This is a genomic window from Janthinobacterium sp. LPB2021202312-11-4 (assembly GCF_037049705.1).
In the GTDB taxonomy this organism is placed as follows: domain Bacteria; phylum Pseudomonadota; class Gammaproteobacteria; order Pseudomonadales; family Pseudomonadaceae; genus Aquipseudomonas.
Map to the genome: position 1 here is coordinate 91,541 of NZ_JBAGKV010000011.1, position 19,853 is coordinate 111,393.

Genomic DNA, 19,853 nt, shown 5'->3' on the forward strand with positions numbered 1-19,853 from the left:
ATCCTTTTGAGTTGAGCGTTACAAAAAACGCTTCAAGAATCGTTTGAGCCAGTGCACAACGGTGCTTTCTTGGGTGATAGGACGTGCTGGCGCGGATCTATTGGGTTGCGGTCTTGCGCCAGTCGGTTGCGGCTGTTGTGGCAGGCGCGCAGCGGCAGGTGCAGGCACGGGAACAGATATGTTACGCGGTGGTTGTGGTGGTGTCGGGCGAGTTACGACCGCCGCTGGAGGTGGCGCTGCACGCTGCTCTGCCTCTGTGGTTTTCTTTTGGCTTTCTGTGGCCAATTGTCTGAGTTTGGACGCCTGTTTACAGTCCGCGCATCGAGTCGGTTTGCCCGCGGCCTTCATTTTGTTAAACCAGGCTTTGGATTCGATATAGGTTTTTTTACAGCTTGCGCAGACAGCTTCGACCGGATCGGACACACGAAAAGCTGCGGGGAACAGCTCGTCGGAGTGCTTGCCATTGCGCAACTCTTCGCCGTACTGAGTCAGCAGCGTCAGCCAGTCACTGATGGGGCGTCGCTGATTATCTTCAAATGTGCTGCTGAACGCCTGTTTGAGCGGGTACGGCAAATGACTCCAGATATTTTGCCAGGTGCCCACCGGCGCTACGCTGACCTTGCCTTTGCCGCTGTCTTTTTTGAATCGGTAAGGGAAGTTCATGTTCTTGATGTTGTCGGACGCCGTGCCCCCGCCTTGCTGGGAATAGGGTGGTTTACCGGGCAGCAAGATCATGAACAGCATGGTGGCGATGGCGAACAGCTCGTGATCTTTTGTACGCAGGTAGTTGCCGTACTTTTCCCCCTGTTTCTCGGGGGGAGTGAACGGCACGGTGCCCACTTCGCAGGGAAAATGATCGATCTGAAAGCTGTCCGTGTCGACCATCCAGACCTTGTGGCTGTCCGTAGTCACCAGCAGGTTCATCGGGTTGATGTCGCCCACGATGATGTTCAGCGAATGCAGGTAGTGCACCTGTTTCAGAAACGCAATCGCGACATTCACCAGGTCCTGTCGCGTCCAGCGGGGGAACGTTTTCGCCAACAAGGGTTTGACGAATACCGAGGTCTGCAGGGTTTTCCCCTGCGCCAGCGGCATCACATAGCCTACAAACTCTTTATCAGTATTGAACACCAGCTCGGTCGGCCAACAAATTCCGGGTTCAACGATTCGGCGCGTCACCATGAGCTTGATCTTCTCGCGGCGCCGGGTAGTGAGCTTATCGGTGTGGTAAATCTTGCACACTTGCGCGGTGCCCGCCACGGCATAGATTGTCCCTTCGCCACCGGAGCTGATGGACTGGCCAAGGGTCAACTGACTGCCGCTGGATGTACTCAACACCGAGCCTTGCGTGACACTTGCGCCTGTGTTCTGGATAAGGCTGTCGGAGGTCGTGAGGGGCGTCACAGGCAGGTCGAAAGGCACGATCGGGACGATCGGCGCCGGTCCTGTCCAGCGTGTGGCTCTGGCCTCAGTGGCTTTGCACTGAAGGAGTTGTGTTTCATCGCACGTCAGAAACAGCAGGTCGTAGTGAAGGCACCAGTCGACGACGTCACACGGTTGGCTTTGGCCCTGCGACGCCGTGGTTCGCTTCAGCACGAAGATCGGTTGGCCATCGAAAACGCATTCAGCCAGCAAATCGCTGGGGCGCAGTGCTGTCCCTTTAGGGAGTGCACGGAGCGGTCGTGAAGGTTGGCTGGCAAATAACTGGAAAAATCGTCGGGCGTTTTTGTGGGTCTGCTCGTGCCCTTTGGTCAGGGATTGAAGCTCCAGAAGATCGGAGTGGGCGATAAAAGGCAGACCTTTCCTGCCGCGAATGCGGTTGATAATGTCTGGGTCCTTGAAAAGGACGCTTTTATCGACGAGCACGTGTTCCATTGAGGGGGGCATTGGCTTCCTGCCGTCTTGTTTCAAAATAGGCGCGGGGCGAGGATAACCTATCAATTTTGCGGATCACAACCGCAGTACCCAGCTTTGGCGCCAGGACGAAACCCATGCAAACCCCGAACACAGCCCTCATCCGCGAAACCTTCCCCGTCGGCCCACTCCAGTGCAACTGCACGAGATCGGCGACCCGATCACTAAAAAAGCCATCGTTGTCGACCCCGGTGGCAATCACGAACTGATCCTCGCGCGGCTCGATGCCTTGGGTTTGAAGGTTGTCAGCATCATCCACACCCACGCGCACCTGGATCACTTCCTGGCCTCCGGCCTGTTGAAGGAAAAAACCGGCGCGACCCTGCACCTGCACAAAGAAGATCAATTCCTCTGGGACAACCTGGAGATGCAATGCCAGATGTTCGGCGTGCCTTACACGCCAGTGCCACCGCCGGATCGCTGGTTGGCGGACGACGAAGAACTGGCCTGCGGTTGCGGTGTGGCGATTCACACGCCGGGGCATACGCCAGGTTCCATGAGCTTTTGGTTTGCAGAGGCTAAGCTGCTGATTGCCGGTGACACGTTGTTTCGGCGCGGGGTAGGGCGCACGGATTTGTGGGGTGGCGATCAGGCGACCATCGTGCGTTCGATCAAGCAGCGGCTGTACACCCTCGACGAGGAAGCAACGGTAGTGACCGGGCATGGTCCGGATACCTGTCTGGGCGATGAAATGCGCGGTAACCCCTTCGTCAGGGCATGACGGTCGGCGATTGAATTTTTGTCGTCTTCGGTGATCCAACGCCCGCAATGGTCGATTGCCAACCTCCGTTGCACCACAGAATGCAAAAGTAGGAGCTCTTCATGTTCACCACGCCTCGCTTGATTATTGTTGCTACCGCTGTGGCCTTGTTGGCCGGTTGCGCATCGCCGAACCCTTATGACAACCAGGGGCAGGCTGATGGTGGCTCCCAAGGCATGAGCAAAACCGCCAAGTACGGTGGCCTCGGCGCCCTGGCCGGTGCGCTGGCCGGTGCCGCCATCGACCACAACAACCGTGGCAAGGGCGCGCTGATTGGCGCCGCCGTGGTCGGTGCTTCCGCCGCCGGTTACGGTTACTACGCCGACCAGCAAGAGAAAAAACTGCGCGCCAGTATGGCCAACACCGGCGTTGAAGTGCAGCGTCAGGGCGATCAGATCAAGCTGATCATGCCCGGCAACATCACCTTCGCCACCGATTCGGCGAACATCGCTCCCAGCTTCTATCAGCCGCTGAACAACCTGGCAGGCTCGCTCAAGGAGTTCAGCCAGAACCAGATCGAGATCGTTGGCTTCACTGACAGCACCGGCAGCCGTCAGCACAACATGGACTTGTCCCAGCGTCGTGCACAGAGCGTGGCGACCTACCTGACGTCCCAGGGCGTGAGCGGTGCCAACCTGTCGGCACGCGGTGCCGGGCCGGATAACCCGATTGCCAGCAACGCTGACGTCAATGGCCGGGCGCAGAACCGTCGGGTCGAAGTCAACCTGAAGGCGATTCCGGGTCAGCAGTATCAGCAACAGGGCCAGCCTGTTCAGCAGTACCAGTAACAACCTGACTGAACCCCAGGTTTAAACGAGCCCGCCCGATCTCAGCAGATCGGGCGGGTTTTTTTGTCGACAGGTCGGGTGCCTTCGCGAGCTAGCCCGTTCCCACATTTGGAATGCATTCCCCTGTGGGAGCGGGCTTGCTCGCGAAGAAGCCGGAACAGCCAACCCAACAGCACGCCACAAAAAAGCCCCCGGACGATCACTCATCCGAGGGCTTTTTGTGTCGCGCGAAACCTGATTACTTCTTCAGGCCGTAATGCTCATCGAGCATGCCCGGCGCGTTCGGGGCTTTGGGGGCGTAGTCGCGAGGCGGCTCCTGATTGCGCGGCGGCGTCAGGCGTTCCCGTGGCGCCACGGCGGCGTCAGCGTGCAGGGCGGCCAGCAGGCGTTGGCGAGTCTGCTCGTCCAGGGCCAGGCGGTTGGCACCCTCGGCGAGATGATCCTGCACTTCCTGATAGCTCTGGGTCAGTTTCTTGACCAGATTTGCAGTGCTGTTGAAGTGAGTAACCACCTCGTTCTGATAACTGTCGAAACGTTCCTGAATGTCATCCAACTGACGTTGCGTGCTGCTGGGAGCGGCATTCGGCACCAGGCGAGCGATCAGGAAACCAACGGCGACACCCACAACCAGGGCAAGAGTCGGCAACAACCAAACTAAGAGCGAGTGTTCCACGAGTCCTTCCTCTATAAACGGCTTTGCTTTACGTTAACGGCTCGAACCTGCGCTGTATACCGCGATTCACTCGCAATAGATTGGCACAGACAATTTGCTAGACGAGTCGACCCGATTCGAGGTCACGGAGTTCCTTCCTTGCTTATGCGCGAAACCCCTGTAGTGATTGATGGCCCCGTCGGTCAACTGGAAAGTTTGTACCTGGATAACGAACAGCCGCGCGGCATCGCGCTGATCTGCCATCCGAACCCGGTGCAGGGCGGCACCATGCTCAACAAAGTCGTCTCGACCTTGCAGCGCACCGCCCGGGATGCCGGTTTGATTACCCTGCGTTTCAACTATCGCGGCGTCGGTGCCAGCGAAGGCAGCCACGACATGGGCACCGGCGAAGTCGATGATGCCCAGGCGGCGGCCGAATGGCTGCGGGCCAAACACCCGGAATTGCCGCTGACGCTGTTCGGTTTCTCCTTCGGCGGTTTTGTTGCCGCAAGTCTCGGCGGACGCCTGGAAGCCAAGGGCGAGCAGCTCAAGCATTTGTTCATGGTCGCGGCGGCGGTCACTCGTCTCAACGGTTATGACCTGTTGCCGGTCAACTGCCCGTTGACCCTGATTCAACCCGAAACCGACGAAGTCATCGACCCGCAAGCCGTCTACGACTGGTCCGACAAACTCGATCGCCCCCATGAGCTGCTGAAAGTGGCAGAATGCGGACACTTTTTTCATGGCAAGCTGACCGATCTCAAGGATCTGATCCTGCCGCGTCTTTCGAATTGATTGCAGTCTGACAAGCGATTACCCATGACGACTCGTACCCGTATCCTCACCGGCATCACCACCACCGGCACGCCGCACCTGGGCAACTACGCCGGCGCCATCCGCCCGGCGATCGTCGCCAGCCGTGACAGCAATGCCGATTCGTTCTACTTCCTGGCCGACTACCACGCCCTGATCAAATGCGATGACCCGCTGCGCATCCAGCGCTCGCGTCTGGAAATCGCCGCGACCTGGCTGGCCGGTGGCCTGGATGTGGACCGCGTGACGTTCTATCGCCAGTCCGACATCCCGGAAATCCCCGAGCTGACCTGGCTGCTGACCTGCGTTGCCGCCAAGGGCCTGCTCAACCGCGCCCACGCCTACAAGGCTTCGGTGGACAAGAACGTCGAGAACGGTGAAGACCCGGATGCCGGCATCACCATGGGTTTGTACAGCTACCCGGTGCTGATGGCCGCGGACATTCTGATGTTCAACGCCCACAAGGTGCCGGTCGGTCGTGACCAGATCCAGCACGTGGAAATGGCCCGGGACATTGGCCAGCGTTTCAACCACCTGTTTGGCCAGGGCAAAGAATTCTTCACCATGCCGGAAGCGCTGATTGAAGAAAGCGTCGCCACGCTGCCAGGTCTCGACGGTCGCAAGATGTCGAAGAGCTACGACAACACCATTCCGTTGTTCAGCAGCGCCAAAGAGATGAAGGACGCGATTTCGCGGATCGTTACCGACTCCCGCGCACCGGGCGAAGCCAAAGATCCGGACAACTCGCACCTGTTCACCCTGTTCCAGGCTTTCGCCACCCCGGCGCAATCCGACGAATTCCGCAGCGAATTGTTGCAAGGCCTGGGTTGGGGTGAGGCGAAGAGTCGTCTGTTCCAACTGCTGGACAGCGAGTTGGGCGAGTCCCGCGAGCGTTATCACCAGTTGATCGAGCGCCCGGCGGATCTGGAAGACATCCTGCAGATCGGCGCGAAAAAGGCCCGTTCGGTGGCGACACCGTTCCTGCACGAACTGCGCGAAGCAGTCGGCCTGCGTTCGTTCGTGGCCCAGACCCAAGTCGCGGCGACCACCAAGAAGAAAGCCGCGAAGGCCGCGCGTTTCGTTAGCTTCCGCGAAGACGACGGCAGTTTCCGTTTCCGTCTGCTGGCGGCCGATGGCGAGCAATTGCTGCTGTCGCGCCACTTCGCCGACGGTAAAACCGCCGGTCAGGTGACCAAACAACTGCAAGCCGGCCAGCCATTGGACGTGCGCAGCGAAGACCTGAGCTTCAGCGTCTGGCTGGAAGGCGAGTGTGTTGCCGACAGCGCAAGCTTCGCTGACAGCTCGGCTCGCGACCTCGCTATCGACGCCTTGCGCGTGGCGTTGACGCCGGTTCAGGACTAAATCAACGGCTCGGCCCGACCAAGGGCTGATTGCCATTCTTATGGGCCGTCGCTACAGTGGCGGCCCGTTTTTGTTGCCTTGCTAACGAATTATGACGCCCCTAGAACGATATCAAGCTGATCTGAAACGCCCGGAATTCTTCCATGACGCCGCGCAGGAAACCGCCGTGCGTCATTTGCAGCGCCTGTACGACGATCTGGTCGCGGCCTCGCAGAGCAAGCCGGGCCTGTTCGGCAAACTGTTTGGCAAAAAAGACCAGGCGCCGGTCAAGGGCCTGTACTTCTGGGGCGGCGTGGGTCGCGGCAAGACTTATCTGGTCGACACCTTCTTCGAAGCGCTGCCGTTCAAGGAAAAGGTCCGCACTCACTTCCACCGCTTCATGAAGCGCGTGCACGAAGAGATGAAAACCCTGGGCGGCGAGAAAAACCCGCTGACCATCATCGCCAAGCGTTTCTCCGACGAAGCCCGGGTGATCTGTTTCGATGAGTTCTTCGTTTCCGACATCACCGACGCCATGATCCTCGGCACGTTGATGGAAGAGCTGTTCAAGAACGGCGTGACCCTGGTCGCGACCTCGAACATCGTGCCGGACGGCCTGTACAAGGATGGCCTGCAACGTGCGCGCTTCCTGCCGGCCATTGCGCTGATCAAGCAGAACACCGACATCGTCAACGTCGACAGCGGCGTCGATTATCGTCTGCGTCACCTTGAGCAAGCGGAGCTGTTCCACTATCCGCTCGATGAAGCATCCCAGGAAAGCCTGCGTAAAAGCTTCCGCGCCCTGACCCCGGAATGCACGGCGGCCACCGAAAACGATGTGCTGATGATCGAGAACCGCGAAATCCGTGCCCTGCGCACCTGCGATGACGTGGCCTGGTTCGACTTCCGCGAACTCTGCGATGGCCCTCGCAGCCAGAACGATTACATCGAACTGGGCAAGATCTTCCATGCCGTGTTGCTCAGTGGTGTCGAGCAGATGAGCGTCACCACCGACGACATCGCCCGACGCTTTATCAACATGGTCGACGAGTTCTACGACCGTAACGTGAAGTTGATCATTTCTGCTGAAGTCGAGCTCAAAGACCTCTACACCGGTGGTCGCTTGAATTTCGAGTTCCAGCGCACGCTGAGTCGTTTGCTGGAAATGCAATCGCACGAATTCCTGTCCCGGGCGCATAAGCCTTAAGGTTTTCGGCAACTAAAAAAGGGCCTGCATATGCAGGCCCTTTTTTGTGCGCTGAAGATCCCCTGCGCCGATCGTTCCCCGCTCTGCGTGGGGACGATCGGTCGGGCGTGTTTACGCAGCCTGTTGAAACTGCTGCCGATACTGGTTTGGTGACAACTCGGTGTGCTGGCGGAACAGCCGCGCAAAGAAGCTCGCATCGTCGTAGCCGACCTCATAACTGATGGTCTTGATGCTCTTGCGGCTACCGGACAGCAAGCCCTTGGCGGTTTCGATGCGCAGGCGTTGCAGATAATGCAGCGGCTTGTCGCCGGTGGCGGTCTGGAAGCGGCGCATGAAGTTGCGGATGCTCATGCCATGTTCGCGTGCCACGTCTTCGAAGCGGAATTTGTCGGCGAAGTGCTCTTCGAGCCAGTGCTGAATCTGCAGGATGATCACGTCCTGGTGCAGCTTCTGCCCGCCGAAGCCGATCCGCCCCGGCGCGTAGCTGCGCTGCACTTCATACAGGATGTCCCGGGCCACGGCCTGGGCCACGTTGGCGCCGCAGAAGCGTTCGATCAGGTAGATATAGAGGTCGCACGCCGAAGTCGTGCCGCCGGCGCAATACAGGTTGTCGGCGTCGGTCAGGTGTTTGTCCTGATTGAGCTGCACCTGCGGGAAGCGTTCGGCAAACGCATTGAAGAAGCGCCAGTAGGTGGTCGCTTCCTTGCCATCGAGCAGCCCAGCCTCCGCCAGCCAGAACACTCCGGTGGCTTCGCCGCAGAGTACGGCGCCGCGCGCATGCTGCTCGCGCAGCCACGGCAGCACCTGTGGATAACGTTGGCAGAGGGTTTCGAAATCGTCCCAGAAGGCCGGGAGGATGATGATGTCAGCGTTTTCCAGGCCGCCGTCCACCGGCATGATCACATCGCTGAAGCTGTTCACCGGTTTGCCGTCGGGGCTGACCAGCCGGGTTTCAAACGCCGGTGTCAGGCCGTGGCCCAGTTGTTTGCCGTAACGCAGGCTGGCCAGGTGGAAGAAATCCTTGGCTTGCATGAGGGTGGAAGCGAAAACCCGGTCGATAGCCAGGATGCTGACGCGCCGCAGGGGCGTGGAGACTTGGTTAGACATAATTCAACTTTATTCTTATAGGGGAAAGTGGTCACCAGACGGCTGGATCGTCTTATTTTTTGTCTGATGTGTCCAGTGTCCCGTATCGCAAGCGCGGCTTAGTCTCTGAAGGTCAATCCCGGCTAACAATAACCATAGGTGCCGCATGATCCCCAGAACCTTGTTCAGCTCCGAGCACGAACTCTTTCGCGACACGGTGCGAACGTTCCTCGAAAAAGAGGCCGTGCCGTTTCATGGGCAGTGGGAGAAACAGGGCTACATCGACCGCCAACTCTGGAACAAAGCGGGGGAGGCGGGGATGCTCTGTTCGCATCTGCCGGAGGAGTACGGCGGGCTGGGGGCGGACTTTCTCTACAGCGCGGTGGTGATCGAAGAGGTCGGACGCCTTGGCTTGACCGGGATTGGTTTCTCGCTGCATTCGGACATCGTCGCGCCGTACATCCTGCATTACGGTAGCGAAGCGCTGAAGCACAAATACCTGCCGAAACTGGTGTCTGGGGAAATGGTCACGGCGATTGCCATGACCGAACCGGGCGCCGGTTCCGACCTGCAAGGGGTGAAGACCACGGCGGTGCTGGATGGCGACGAGTATGTGATCAACGGCTCGAAAACCTTTATCACCAACGGCTTTCTGGCGGACTTGGTGATCGTCGTCGCCAAGACTGATCCGAAGGCCGGGGCCAAGGGCACGAGTCTGTTCCTGGTGGAGGCCAACACCCCAGGTTTCGCCAAGGGCAAGCGCCTGGAAAAAGTAGGAATGAAGGCCCAGGATACGTCGGAATTGTTCTTCCAGGACGTACGCGTGCCGAAGGAAAACCTCTTGGGCCAGGCCGGAATGGGCTTCGCTTACCTGATGCAGGAATTGCCGCAAGAGCGCCTGACGGTGGCGGTGGGCGGCTTGGCGTCAGCCGAAGCGGCGCTGCAATGGACCCTGGATTACACCCGCGAGCGCAAGGCGTTCGGCAAGGCGATTGCCGACTTCCAGAACACCCGCTTCAAACTGGCGGAGATGGCCACCGAGATTCAGATTGGCCGGGTCTTTGTCGATAAGTGCCTGGAGTTGCACCTGCAGGGCAAGCTCGACGTGCCGACCGCCGCGATGGCGAAGTATTGGGGCACCGACCTGCAATGCAAAGTGCTCGACGAGTGCGTGCAGTTGCATGGCGGTTACGGCTTCATGTGGGAATACCCGGTGGCCCGGGCGTGGGCGGATGCGCGGGTGCAGCGGATTTATGCCGGCACCAATGAGATCATGAAGGAGATTATTGCGCGGTCGCTTTGATTCCAGGTGATGGCTGAAAAGATCGCAGCCTGCGGCAGCACCTACAGGGGATTGGCCTACACCTCGTAGGAGCTGCCGCAGGCTGCGATCTTTTCTCGGGCGCTACAAATTAAGGCGCAGGATTCGGATGATCCTTGTGAATCGCCTCGATCCCTGCCAGCACTTCGTCGGAAAGCTTCAGATCGAAACTCGCAATGTTGCTGTCCAGTTGCTCCAGCGTCGTCGCCCCGATGATGTTGCTGGTCACGAACGGTTGCTGGGTCACGAACGCCAATGCCATCTGCGCCGGGTCCAGACCGTGCTCACGGGCCAGCGCGACGTAACGGCTGCACGCTGCTTCCGACTGGGCGTTGAAATAGCGGCTGAAGCGGCTGTAGAGGCTCAGGCGCCCCTTCGGCGGACGCGCGCCCCCTTCGTACTTGCCCGACAGAAAACCGAACGCCAGGGGCGAATAAGCCAGCAAGCCGCATTGTTCGCGAATGGCGATTTCCGCCAGGCCGACTTCAAAGCTGCGGTTGAGCAGGTTGTAGGGGTTCTGAATCGACACGGCGCGTGGCCAGCCCCGGGCTTCGGCCAGGGCGAGGAAACGCATGGTGCCCCACGGGGTTTCGTTGGACAGGCCGATGTGGCGGATTTTGCCGGCCTTGACCTGTTCGTCCAGCGCTTCGAGGGTGTCTTCGAGCGGCGTGAGGTTGGCTTCGATCTTGTGCTTGTAACCCAACTAGCCGAAGAAATTGGTGCTGCGTTCCGGCCAGTGCAGTTGATAGAGGTCGATGTAGTCGGTCTGCAGGCGCTTGAGGCTGGCGTCTACGGCTTCGGTGATGTGCTGGCGGTTGTGGCGCAGGTTTTTGTCGCGGATGTAGTCGATGGTGTTGCCGGGGCCGGCGATCTTGCTCGCCAGAACCCAGTCGGCGCGGTCACCGCGGCTTTTGAAGTAATTGCCGATGTAGCGCTCTGTGGTGGCGTAGGTTTCGGCTTTCGGCGGCACCGGGTACATTTCGGCAGTGTCGATGAAATTGATCCCGGCGCTTTTGGCCCGTTCAATCTGGGCGAAGGCTTCAGCCTCGCTGTTTTGCTCACCCCAGGTCATGGTTCCGAGGCAGATTGCACTCACGTTCAGATTGGTCCGGCCTAGCTGGCGATAGTCCATCGGGTGCTCCTTGGGCAAAACAATCATAAAAGCAGGTTGAAATATTTTTCGCAATCTGCATAATTGCGCACCTCTTTCTGCAGTGGAAGTGATGCGCCGCCGCCGAAGAATCTTGCCGTTGAACGGACGCGCCGACCCGAGCCCCCGAAAGCGTCTGTATCCGGCTGCCTTTGACTTGTCAAAGTACGCACTATTCAGTAAGATCCGCCGTCTAATTTACAGGGCGGCCCCTGAGGCTATAAAGAATGAAAACTTTTACTGCTAAACCGGAAACAGTACAGCGCGACTGGTTTGTCGTCGACGCTGCAGGTCAGACCCTGGGTCGTCTGGCCACCGAAATCGCGAGCCGTCTGCGTGGCAAGCATAAAGCTGAGTACACTCCTCACGTTGACACCGGCGACTACATCGTCGTTATCAATGCCGAGCAGATTCGTGTAACGGGTGCTAAAACCACCGACAAGATCTACTACTCCCACTCCGGTTTCCCGGGCGGCATCAAGTCGATCAACTTCGAAAAGCTGATCGCTAAAGCCCCTGAGCGCGTGATCGAGACTGCGGTCAAAGGCATGCTGCCTAAGAACCCGCTGGGTCGCGACATGTATCGTAAGCTGAAAGTCTATGCGGGCGCTGTACACCCTCATACTGCTCAGCAGCCCCAAGAACTGAAGTTTTAACGGAATAGTTCATTATGTCGGCGACTCAAAATTACGGCACTGGCCGTCGCAAGACCGCAACCGCACGCGTTTTCCTGCGTCCGGGTACTGGTAACATCTCGATCAACAACCGCACCCTGGAAAATTTCTTCGGCCGCGAAACTGCCCGCATGGTAGTTCGTCAGCCGCTGGAACTGACCGAGACGGTTGAAAAGTTCGACATCTACGTCACCGTTATCGGTGGCGGTGTAAGTGGTCAAGCTGGCGCAATCCGCCACGGCATCACTCGCGCTCTGATGCAGTACGACGAAACCCTGCGTGGCGCTCTGCGCAAAGCTGGCTTCGTTACTCGCGATGCTCGTGAAGTTGAACGTAAGAAAGTTGGTCTGCGTAAAGCGCGTAAGCGTCCGCAGTACTCGAAGCGTTAATTCGCTTCCACGTTCAAAAAGAACGCCCATCTCCTCACGGAGCTGGGCGTTTTTTTATGCGTGCGTTTTCTCAAAGAATTGCTCTGTGACAACTTGCCACAGCCGTAGAGCCCCTATACTACAAGGCTTGGCAGTGGACCCCTTGGGTAATTACCTTGTCAGAATTGGGGCTTTTCATTACCATTCGGCAAAATTTTTATAAGTACATAGTTTTAACTTAGTAGATGCCTGATTTAACAGGCCACAAAGCTGATGGGAGAGGACTGAATGAGCAATGACGGCGTGAATGCAGGCCGGCGTCGCTTCTTGGTAGCAGCCACATCCGTGGTGGGTGCTGCAGGAGCGGTGGGGGCTGCGGTCCCGTTCGTGGGGTCATGGTTTCCCAGTGCCAAGGCGAAAGCCGCAGGTGCACCGGTGAAAGTGAATGTCAGCAAAATCGAGCCAGGCCAGCAGATGATTGCTGAGTGGCGCGGTCAGCCAGTATTCATTGTTCGCCGAACCGCGGAAATCCTGGGGAATCTGAAGAAGATCGAGGGCCAGCTATCTGACCCGACCTCCAAGAACTCGACACAACCGACCTACGTCGATCCAGAAACGCGTTCGATCAAGCCAGAGGTTCTGCTGCTGATCGGTATCTGCACACACCTGGGTTGCTCGCCGACCTTCCGCCCTGAAGTGGCACCTGCTGATCTGGGCAAGGATTGGGTAGGGGGCTATTTCTGCCCTTGCCACGGTTCCCACTACGATCTGGCTGGCCGCGTCTACAAGTCGCAACCTGCGCCTTTGAACCTGCCAGTTCCCCCGCATTCCTATGAGACCGATGAGATTATTGTCATCGGCGTCGATACGGAGAAAGCGTGATGAGCAAGTTCATGGATTGGGTTGATGCACGCTTCCCCGCGACCAAAATGTGGGAAGACCATCTCAGCAAGTACTACGCTCCGAAGAACTTCAACTTCTTCTATTTCTTTGGTTCCCTCGCACTGCTCGTTCTGGTCAACCAGATCGTTACCGGTGTCTGGCTGACCATGAGCTACACCCCGTCGGCCGAGGAAGCGTTTGCCTCCGTCGAATACATCATGCGCGACGTCGAGTACGGCTCGATCCTGCGCCTGCTTCACTCCACTGGCGCTTCGGCGTTCTTCATCGTGGTCTATCTGCATATGTTCCGTGGCTTGCTCTACGGTTCGTACCAGAAGCCGCGTGAGCTGGTGTGGGTCTTCGGCATGCTGATCTACCTGGCGCTGATGGCTGAAGCCTTCATGGGTTACCTGCTGCCGTGGGGCCAGATGTCCTACTGGGGTGCCCAGGTGATCATCTCGCTGTTCGGTGCGATCCCGGTCATCGGCAACGACCTGACCCAGTGGATTCGGGGTGACTACCTGATTTCCGGTATTACCCTGAACCGCTTCTTCGCGTTGCACGTTGTAGCCCTGCCGATCGTGATCCTCGGTCTGGTGGTGTTGCACGTACTGGCGCTGCACGAAGTCGGCTCGAACAACCCGGACGGCGTGGACATCAAGAAGCACAAAGACGAAAACGGTGTACCGCTGGACGGCATTGCCTTCCACCCGTACTACACCGTGAAAGATATCGTCGGCGTGGTGGTGTTTCTGTTCATCTTCTGCTCGATCGTGTTCTTCTTCCCGGAAATGGGTGGATATTTCCTCGAGAAGCCGAACTTTGAAGTGGCCAACGCCTTCAAGACCCCAGAGCACATCGCTCCGGTCTGGTACTTCACACCGTTCTACGCGATCTTGCGGGCGATTCCGGACAAGCTCATGGGCGTTATCGCCATGGGGGCTTCGATTGCACTGCTGTTTGTCCTGCCGTGGCTCGACCGTAGTCCGGTCAAGTCCATGCGCTACAAGGGCTGGCTGAGCAAGATCTGGCTCTGGATATTCTGCATTTCCTTCGTTCTGCTTGGCTGGACGGGTGTGAAGGCTCCGACGCCGACGCTGACATTGATTTCTCAGGTCTGCACCTTCCTGTACTTCGCCTACTTCATTTTGATGCCGTTCTACACCAGGCTCGAGAAGACCAAACCGGTTCCGGAAAGGGTGACTGGCTGATGAAAAAGCTATTTGCTGTATTGATTCTTGCTGCCATGCCAATGTTGTCCTTCGCAGCCGAGCACGGCGGCCCTGAGCTGGAAAAGGTCGACATCGACGTTTCCGATAAAGCGGCGATGCAGGACGGCGCACGGACGTTCGCCAACTACTGCATGGGCTGCCACAGCGCCAAGTTCCAGCGCTATGAGCGCGTTGCCGACGATCTGGATATTCCTCACGATCTGATGCTGAAAAACCTGGTGTTCACCGGCGCCAAGATCGGCGACCACATGAGCATCGGCATGCAGCCCGCAGACGCCAAGACCTGGTTCGGCGCAGCACCGCCGGACCTGACCCTGGTGGCTCGTGTTCGTGGCACTGACTGGCTTTACGGTTACCTGCGTTCGTTCTATGAAGACCCTGCGCGTCCTTGGGGCGTGAACAACAAGGTCTTCCCGAACGTCGGCATGCCTAACGTACTGGCGGGCCTTCAAGGTCGCCAGGTGGTCGGTTGCAAACAGGTTCAAATCGTCGAAGACGGCAAGAAGCAGTATGATCCGCTGACCGGTACGCCGCTGACTCATGAAGCGTGCGATCAGTTGACCATCGTGCCGAAGAGCGGTGCCCTGAATGAAGAGCAGTTCGATGAGAAGGTCAAGAATCTGGTAACCTTCCTCGCTTACTCGGCTAACCCGGTTAAGCTGCAACATCAGCGCATCGGTACCTATGTATTGCTGTACCTGGCGTTCTTCTTCGTATTCGCTTATCTGCTCAAGCGTGAATACTGGAAAGACGTTCATTGATAAAGCTGTAAGCAATTGCTGTTAATCGCGCGCGCCCAGGGGCGTCTCTGAAGGTGTAACGAGTCTGGCGAGCCAGGCGTTACGGGAGGCGTCCTCTGGGCGCGCGCGTTTTTCCGCTTCCGATAATTTCAACAAGCGAGGAGGACCGCCATGGGCGTGACCAATCGGTTGGCCTGTTACTCCGACCCCGCCGACCACTATTCCCACCGAGTACGCATCGTACTTGCAGAGAAGGGTGTCAGCGCAGAGATCATTTATGTGGAAGCTGGTCGTCATCCGCCTAAACTGATCGAAGTGAACCCTTACGGCAGCTTGCCCACCCTGGTCGATCGTGACTTGGCGTTGTGGGAGTCGACCGTGGTGATGGAATATCTGGATGAGCGTTACCCGCACCCGCCTTTACTGCCGGTTTATCCTGTGGCGCGTGCAAACAGCCGTCTGCTGATTCATCGTATTCAGCGTGATTGGTGTGGCCTGGTGGATCTGATCCTGGATTCCCGGTCCAAGGAAGCAGCCCGCGTCGTGGCTCGTAAAGAGCTGCGCGAAAGCCTGACGGGCGTGTCGCCATTGTTTGCCGACAAGCCGTTTTTCCTCAGCGAGGAACAAAGTCTGGTGGATTGCTGCCTATTGCCAATACTCTGGCGATTGCCGATTCTGGGTATTGAACTGCCGCGGCCTGCCAAGCCGCTGCTTGATTATATGGAGCGCTCGTTTGCGCGTGAGGCTTTCCAGGCGAGTCTGTCTGGTGTCGAACGCGATATGCGCTAAGGCTTAAGGAGCCGCTATGAACTCCAGTCGACCTTATCTGGTCCGCGCGCTCTATGAGTGGATTGTGGATAACGATTGCACCCCGCACATGCTGGTCAATTCCGAGTATCCGTCGGTGCAGGTGCCTCAGGGTTTCGCCAGTGACGGACAGATTGTCCTGAACGTATCGCCGGCAGCCGTGCGTCATTTGCACATGGACAACGAAGCGGTCAGCTTCGAAGGGCGCTTTGGTGGCGTGCCACACACCCTGTTCGTGCCTATCGCCTCGATCCTGGGCATTTACGCTCGGGAGAACGGTCAGGGCATGGTCTTCGATCTGGAGTCGCCTATGGAAGACGACGAAGGGATCGGGCCGGATGATGATATTCCTCCACCCGATAGCGAACCGCCGCGTCCCAGCGGTCGACCGAGTTTGAAAGTGGTGAAATAAAAAAAGGCGATCCGAATGGATCGCCTTTTTATTGCTTCACTTTCAAACGTAGGAGCTGTCGAGTGAAACGAGGCTGCGATCTTTTGATGTTGCTCTTCAAAAACAAGATCAAAAGATCGCAGCCTCGTTTCACTCGACAGCTCCTACGGCTCCTGCAGGTAGATGTCAGTCGATGTATTCAAACAGCTTCACGATCTTCTGCACGCCGGAAACGCTCTGCACCAGGTTGGTGGCTTGGGCGGCTTCCTGCTTGGTCAACAGACCCAGCAAATAGACGATGCCATTCTCGGTAACAACCTTGATACGCGAGCCCGGGATGTTCGGGTCGGTGAGCATCTGGGTCTTGATCTTGGACGTCAGCCAAGTGTCGTTCTGGCGAGCAAGGAAGCCGGACGGCGGCAGGATCTGCAGTTCGTTATGAACTGTCTTCACACGCTGGACGGCAGCGGCAGCCTGTTCGGCCTTGGCTTTCAAGTCTGCGCGAGGCGTTTGCCCGGCCAGCAGTACGACGCCGTTGAAGCTGGTGACGACGATGTGCGAATCGTTATCCAGTGCCGGATCGGCCTTGGCAACGTTCACGCCGACCTTGGTGTCGATCAGGGAGTCGTCGATCTTGCTGCCGAAGGTGCGCGTGCCACGGTCATCTTCAATCGGCGCTTCACGGCTGGCGTTAACCACCGAAGTGCAGCCGCTGATGCCGACGAGGCAAAGGGTCAAGGCCAGAAGGCCTAGGCGATTAGGGGTCATTCTTCACTCCCGAACAGTTGGCTGTCGATCAAGTCGCAAAGGCAGTGGATCGCCAGCAGGTGAACTTCCTGAATACGTGCGGTGACATTGGCCGGTACGCGAATCTCGACGTCCTCCGGCAAAAGCAGGGATGCCATGCCGCCGCCATCGCGACCAGTCAATGCTACGACAATCATTTCGCGATCATGTGCGGCCTGGATCGCTTGAATAATGTTCGCCGAGTTGCCGCTGGTGGAAATTGCCAGCAATACATCACCCGGCTGGCCGAGGGCGCGGATCTGTTTGGAGAAAATTTCGTTGTAGCTGTAATCGTTGGCGATCGAGGTGATCGTCGAGCTGTCGGTGGTCAGCGCGATGGCGGGCAGGCTCGGGCGCTCGCGTTCGAAGCGGTTGAGCAGTTCCGACGAGAAGTGCTGCGCATCACCGGCTGAGCCGCCGTTGCCGCAGGAAAGCATTTTGCCCTCGTTGAGCAGGGCGTTGACCATCACCTGGCTGGCTTGCTCGATGTGCGGTGCAAGTACGTCCATCGCCTGTTGCTTGGTGTCGATACTGGCCTGAAAAAGCTGGCGAATTCGGGATTGCATGTCCATCTGTGTGACCTTAATTAGCGCGGCTACTGGGCACATGAATGTGCAGCCCGCAAAGCAAAGAGCAAAAGTGTCGGGTGAAGGTGTCCGGTTCGGGGTGCAAGCGATCAGCTGTCGAAGGCATTCTGCAACCAGTTCAACTGATCAAGGTTGCTGTCGATGGCAACCACGTCGAAACGGCAAGGGGAATTGGCCCAACGCGACTCGCGCTGAAGAAAATACTGCGCGGCGAAAATCAGTTTCTGCCGTTTGCGTTCATCGATGCTGTCGAGCGCGCCACCCCATTGAGTGTTTTTTCGGTAGCGGACTTCAACGAATACTACTGTATCGCCATCAAGCATGACCAGATCAAGCTCGCCGCGTTTACACAACCAGTTCTGCGCCAGCAGGCGCAGACCCTGTTGTTGAAGATGCTCGAGCGCATGGCGCTCGGCATCCTTGCCGCTTTGCTGGCGTGACCTGTCAGGCATTAGCGCGGGGTGTCCGGCAGGCGTTGAACCTGACCGTTGACGAACTGCGCCCATGGCAACTGACGGACTACACGCTGGTTCTGGGTCATGCCGAGGCTGCCCGACTCACCTTCGATGCGGCTGTCCGGCAAGGCCTTGAGCTGGCCCAGGCGCGGCGCCAGGCGATAGGCATCGACACCCATCGCGTAGAGGCGGCCAAGGCTGCCACCGGCCTGTGGCCATTGTGCGGTGACCTGTTTGCGCAGCGGGTCATTGGCATCCAGCAACCACGGGGTTTCGCAGAAGCGCACGCCGTTCATGTCGTTGTACTGGTTGACGTCGCCGCTGGCACTGAACACGTGGGAAGTCGCGTAAACCGGCACGTCACCGGCGTACTGGAAGTTCAGGGTCGGTTTGATCTGTTGCGCCTGTTGCGGGGTGGCCGCCAGGAAGATGAACTCGATGTCCTGACGACGGGAAGGTTGTGCGGCCACTTGCGAGCCAACGGTGCTCTGCAAGGACTTGGCGCGGCCTTCGCTCTGACGCAACTGGAACATGTCGGCAATCTGCTGGGCCAGTTGCACCGGCTGGTCAACGCGTTCGATGGCGACGATGCTGCCACCGTTAGCTTGCCAGTCCTGGCTGAACGCTTTCAGTACACGGTCGCCCCATTCGCCTTTCGGCACCATGGCGGCGGCGCGGTGCAGGCCATCGGCGCGAGCACGACGGGACACTTCACGAGCTTCGTCTTCAGCCGCAAGGCCGAACTGGAACAGTTGCGGCGGACCTTGTTCGCCTTCGCTGTAGTTCAGCGCCAGGGTGGTGATCGGCAATTGCGGGCGAGCGCTGAGCTGCTTGACCAGCGGCTTCTCCAGCGGACCAACGACCAGTTGCACGCCATCGGCCTGGGCCTTGCGATAGAACTCGTCCATCGAGGTCAGTTTCGAGGTGTCATAAAACACGATGGCTGGCGGCTTCTGCCCGGCTTGTTGCGCCTGGTAGTGTGCGGCCATGAAGCCTTCGCGCAGGGCCTTGCTGACGGCGGCCAGCGGGCTGTCGGGGGCTTGAGGCAGCAGCAGGGCGATTTTGCTCAGGGGCTGGCTCGCCAGTTCCTTGAGTTTGGTCAGTGGCAGCGGCAATTGCAGTGCGGCCGGGTGCTTTGGATTCTGCGCGCGCCAGTTGTCGATCGCAGCTTGCTGCTGTTCCAGGGTGCCGGCGGTTTTCACGGCCAGGGCCAGGCCCATCCAGCCGCCGAGGTCGTCGGTGGTGGTCGGCTGCAATTGATCGGTAGGCAGGGAGGCGATCAGGGTCCAGATCGCTTCGTGGTTCTTGCTTGCAGCTTCGCCTTCAAGCATTGGCGCAATAAAGATGCGCTCGCGTGCGGCGGCCAGGGTCTGGCCGTCGGCTTCAAGAGCGCGGGCATGAACGGTGCCGGTGCGTACTTGTTGTTCGACCGGCAATTCGCCCAGGCGTTGCAGGCTCGGGTGGCTCAGGGCCGTCAGCGCCGCTTTGGGCTGGTTGCGCACCATGGCCAGTTCCGCCGCCAGCGTACTGGCGAAGACCTGTTGGCCAGGCTTGAGTTGTTCCATCGGCACTTGTTGCAGGATTTGCGCGGACTGGCCGGCATTGCCCTGACGGTAGGCCAGATCCGCCGCGCTCAAGCGCAGCAAGGCTGCCTTGTCCGGGGTTTTGCTCTGGGCGGCCTGTTCGAGCAGTTGCTCGATACTGGCATCCGGGGTCCGTGGAAGTTCGCCAAGGCTGGAGGAGGGCGAGCTGGCGCAAGCCGCCAGCAAGGCAGCGAGGCAGAGGGCAGTGAACAGCCGCAGGCAAGCGATCATGTAGTGTTCCTGATACTCGATCAAATTAGCGTGGAATTGTACCCAAGCACTGGCCGGGGCGCGATGTTACTGGCGTGAAACTGTC

General features: G+C 58.5%; 20 protein-coding genes and 1 pseudogene. 13 read left to right on the forward strand and 8 right to left on the reverse strand.

What is annotated here, in order from left to right; all coding sequences use genetic code 11:
- Positions 1 to 18: 18 nt before the first annotated feature.
- Entirely contained in the window at positions 19 to 1,875 is a 1,857-nt protein-coding gene (locus tag V5E99_RS14085; RefSeq protein ID WP_499802967.1) for a hypothetical protein, read from the reverse strand.
- A 172-nt stretch (positions 1,876 to 2,047) separates the two neighbouring features.
- Here V5E99_RS14085 and V5E99_RS14090 point away from each other — a divergent pair, with 172 nt between their 5' ends.
- The gene (locus tag V5E99_RS14090) at positions 2,048 to 2,635 is read left to right on the forward strand and encodes an MBL fold metallo-hydrolase (protein WP_499802968.1); all 588 of its coding nucleotides are present in this window, start codon (positions 2,048 to 2,050) and stop codon (positions 2,633 to 2,635) included.
- A 101-nt stretch (positions 2,636 to 2,736) separates the two neighbouring features.
- The gene (locus V5E99_RS14095; protein WP_499802969.1) at positions 2,737 to 3,462 is read left to right on the forward strand and encodes a YiaD family glycine zipper/OmpA-like lipoprotein; all 726 of its coding nucleotides are present in this window, start codon (positions 2,737 to 2,739) and stop codon (positions 3,460 to 3,462) included.
- 238 nt (positions 3,463 to 3,700) lie between these two features.
- Here the strand turns inward: V5E99_RS14095 and V5E99_RS14100 are convergent, their stop codons facing one another.
- Positions 3,701 to 4,135: a Z-ring associated ZapG family protein gene (locus tag V5E99_RS14100; protein WP_499802970.1), complete on the reverse strand. Its 435-nt coding sequence runs from the start codon at positions 4,133 to 4,135 to the stop codon at positions 3,701 to 3,703.
- A 144-nt stretch (positions 4,136 to 4,279) separates the two neighbouring features.
- On the opposite strand from V5E99_RS14100, the gene V5E99_RS14105 reads away from it, so the two are divergent.
- From V5E99_RS14105 to zapE, 3 genes are all read left to right on the forward strand, one after another.
- A complete protein-coding gene (locus V5E99_RS14105; protein ID WP_499802971.1) occupies positions 4,280 to 4,909 on the forward strand; it encodes an alpha/beta hydrolase in 630 nt (209 codons plus the stop codon).
- 24 nt (positions 4,910 to 4,933) lie between these two features.
- Positions 4,934 to 6,289: a tryptophan--tRNA ligase gene (locus V5E99_RS14110; protein WP_499802972.1), complete on the forward strand. Its 1,356-nt coding sequence runs from the start codon at positions 4,934 to 4,936 to the stop codon at positions 6,287 to 6,289.
- 91 nt (positions 6,290 to 6,380) lie between these two features.
- Complete coding sequence (gene zapE / locus V5E99_RS14115; protein WP_499802973.1) at positions 6,381 to 7,475, forward strand: cell division protein ZapE; 1,095 nt, start codon at positions 6,381 to 6,383, stop codon at positions 7,473 to 7,475.
- A 111-nt stretch (positions 7,476 to 7,586) separates the two neighbouring features.
- Here zapE and V5E99_RS14120 read toward each other — a convergent pair whose 3' ends face one another.
- On the reverse strand, positions 7,587 to 8,582 hold the full coding sequence (locus V5E99_RS14120; protein WP_499802974.1) for a GlxA family transcriptional regulator: 996 nt from the start codon (positions 8,580 to 8,582) through the stop codon (positions 7,587 to 7,589).
- Between the two features lie 145 nt (positions 8,583 to 8,727).
- Here V5E99_RS14120 and V5E99_RS14125 point away from each other — a divergent pair, with 145 nt between their 5' ends.
- Positions 8,728 to 9,864: an acyl-CoA dehydrogenase family protein gene (locus V5E99_RS14125; RefSeq protein WP_499802975.1), complete on the forward strand. Its 1,137-nt coding sequence runs from the start codon at positions 8,728 to 8,730 to the stop codon at positions 9,862 to 9,864.
- Positions 9,865 to 9,973: 109 nt separating this feature from the next.
- Here the strand turns inward: V5E99_RS14125 and V5E99_RS14130 are convergent.
- Positions 9,974 to 11,014: pseudogene (locus V5E99_RS14130) on the reverse strand (NADP(H)-dependent aldo-keto reductase).
- A 245-nt stretch (positions 11,015 to 11,259) separates the two neighbouring features.
- Here V5E99_RS14130 and rplM point away from each other — a divergent pair.
- From rplM to V5E99_RS14165, 7 genes are all read left to right on the forward strand, one after another.
- Entirely contained in the window at positions 11,260 to 11,688 is a 429-nt protein-coding gene (rplM, locus tag V5E99_RS14135) for a 50S ribosomal protein L13 (RefSeq protein ID WP_007905295.1), read from the forward strand.
- A gap of 14 nt (positions 11,689 to 11,702) precedes the next feature.
- On the forward strand, positions 11,703 to 12,095 hold the full coding sequence (rpsI, locus tag V5E99_RS14140) for a 30S ribosomal protein S9 (RefSeq protein ID WP_003216038.1): 393 nt from the start codon (positions 11,703 to 11,705) through the stop codon (positions 12,093 to 12,095).
- A gap of 267 nt (positions 12,096 to 12,362) precedes the next feature.
- Positions 12,363 to 12,956, forward strand: coding sequence for a ubiquinol-cytochrome c reductase iron-sulfur subunit (gene petA, locus V5E99_RS14145; RefSeq protein ID WP_054045584.1), 594 nt, complete (start codon positions 12,363 to 12,365; stop codon positions 12,954 to 12,956).
- Positions 12,956 to 14,167: a cytochrome b gene (locus V5E99_RS14150; RefSeq protein ID WP_499802976.1), complete on the forward strand. Its 1,212-nt coding sequence runs from the start codon at positions 12,956 to 12,958 to the stop codon at positions 14,165 to 14,167. The genes petA and V5E99_RS14150 overlap by 1 nt, the downstream gene beginning before the upstream one ends.
- On the forward strand, positions 14,167 to 14,949 hold the full coding sequence (locus tag V5E99_RS14155) for a cytochrome c1 (RefSeq protein WP_499802977.1): 783 nt from the start codon (positions 14,167 to 14,169) through the stop codon (positions 14,947 to 14,949). Before V5E99_RS14150 ends, V5E99_RS14155 begins: the two co-directional genes overlap by 1 nt.
- Positions 14,950 to 15,099: 150 nt before the next feature.
- The gene (locus tag V5E99_RS14160; protein WP_201193598.1) at positions 15,100 to 15,717 is read left to right on the forward strand and encodes a glutathione S-transferase N-terminal domain-containing protein; all 618 of its coding nucleotides are present in this window, start codon (positions 15,100 to 15,102) and stop codon (positions 15,715 to 15,717) included.
- A 16-nt stretch (positions 15,718 to 15,733) separates the two neighbouring features.
- The gene (locus tag V5E99_RS14165) at positions 15,734 to 16,147 is read left to right on the forward strand and encodes a ClpXP protease specificity-enhancing factor (protein WP_499802978.1); all 414 of its coding nucleotides are present in this window, start codon (positions 15,734 to 15,736) and stop codon (positions 16,145 to 16,147) included.
- A gap of 165 nt (positions 16,148 to 16,312) precedes the next feature.
- Here V5E99_RS14165 and V5E99_RS14170 read toward each other — a convergent pair whose 3' ends face one another.
- The 4 genes from V5E99_RS14170 to V5E99_RS14185 all read right to left on the reverse strand — a co-directional run bounded on the left by V5E99_RS14170 (position 16,313) and on the right by V5E99_RS14185 (position 19,768).
- Positions 16,313 to 16,894: a BON domain-containing protein gene (locus tag V5E99_RS14170; protein ID WP_499802979.1), complete on the reverse strand. Its 582-nt coding sequence runs from the start codon at positions 16,892 to 16,894 to the stop codon at positions 16,313 to 16,315.
- On the reverse strand, positions 16,891 to 17,484 hold the full coding sequence (locus V5E99_RS14175) for a phosphoheptose isomerase (protein ID WP_007904374.1): 594 nt from the start codon (positions 17,482 to 17,484) through the stop codon (positions 16,891 to 16,893). Before V5E99_RS14175 ends, V5E99_RS14170 begins: the two co-directional genes overlap by 4 nt.
- Before the next feature lie 104 nt (positions 17,485 to 17,588).
- Complete coding sequence (locus tag V5E99_RS14180; protein ID WP_499802980.1) at positions 17,589 to 18,005, reverse strand: YraN family protein; 417 nt, start codon at positions 18,003 to 18,005, stop codon at positions 17,589 to 17,591.
- Positions 17,951 to 19,768 carry a penicillin-binding protein activator gene (locus V5E99_RS14185; RefSeq protein ID WP_499802981.1) on the reverse strand — a complete coding sequence of 606 codons (1,818 nt, stop codon included), beginning with the start codon at positions 19,766 to 19,768 and terminating at the stop codon, positions 17,951 to 17,953. The genes V5E99_RS14180 and V5E99_RS14185 overlap by 55 nt, the downstream gene beginning before the upstream one ends.
- Between the last annotated feature and the right edge of the window lie 85 nt (positions 19,769 to 19,853).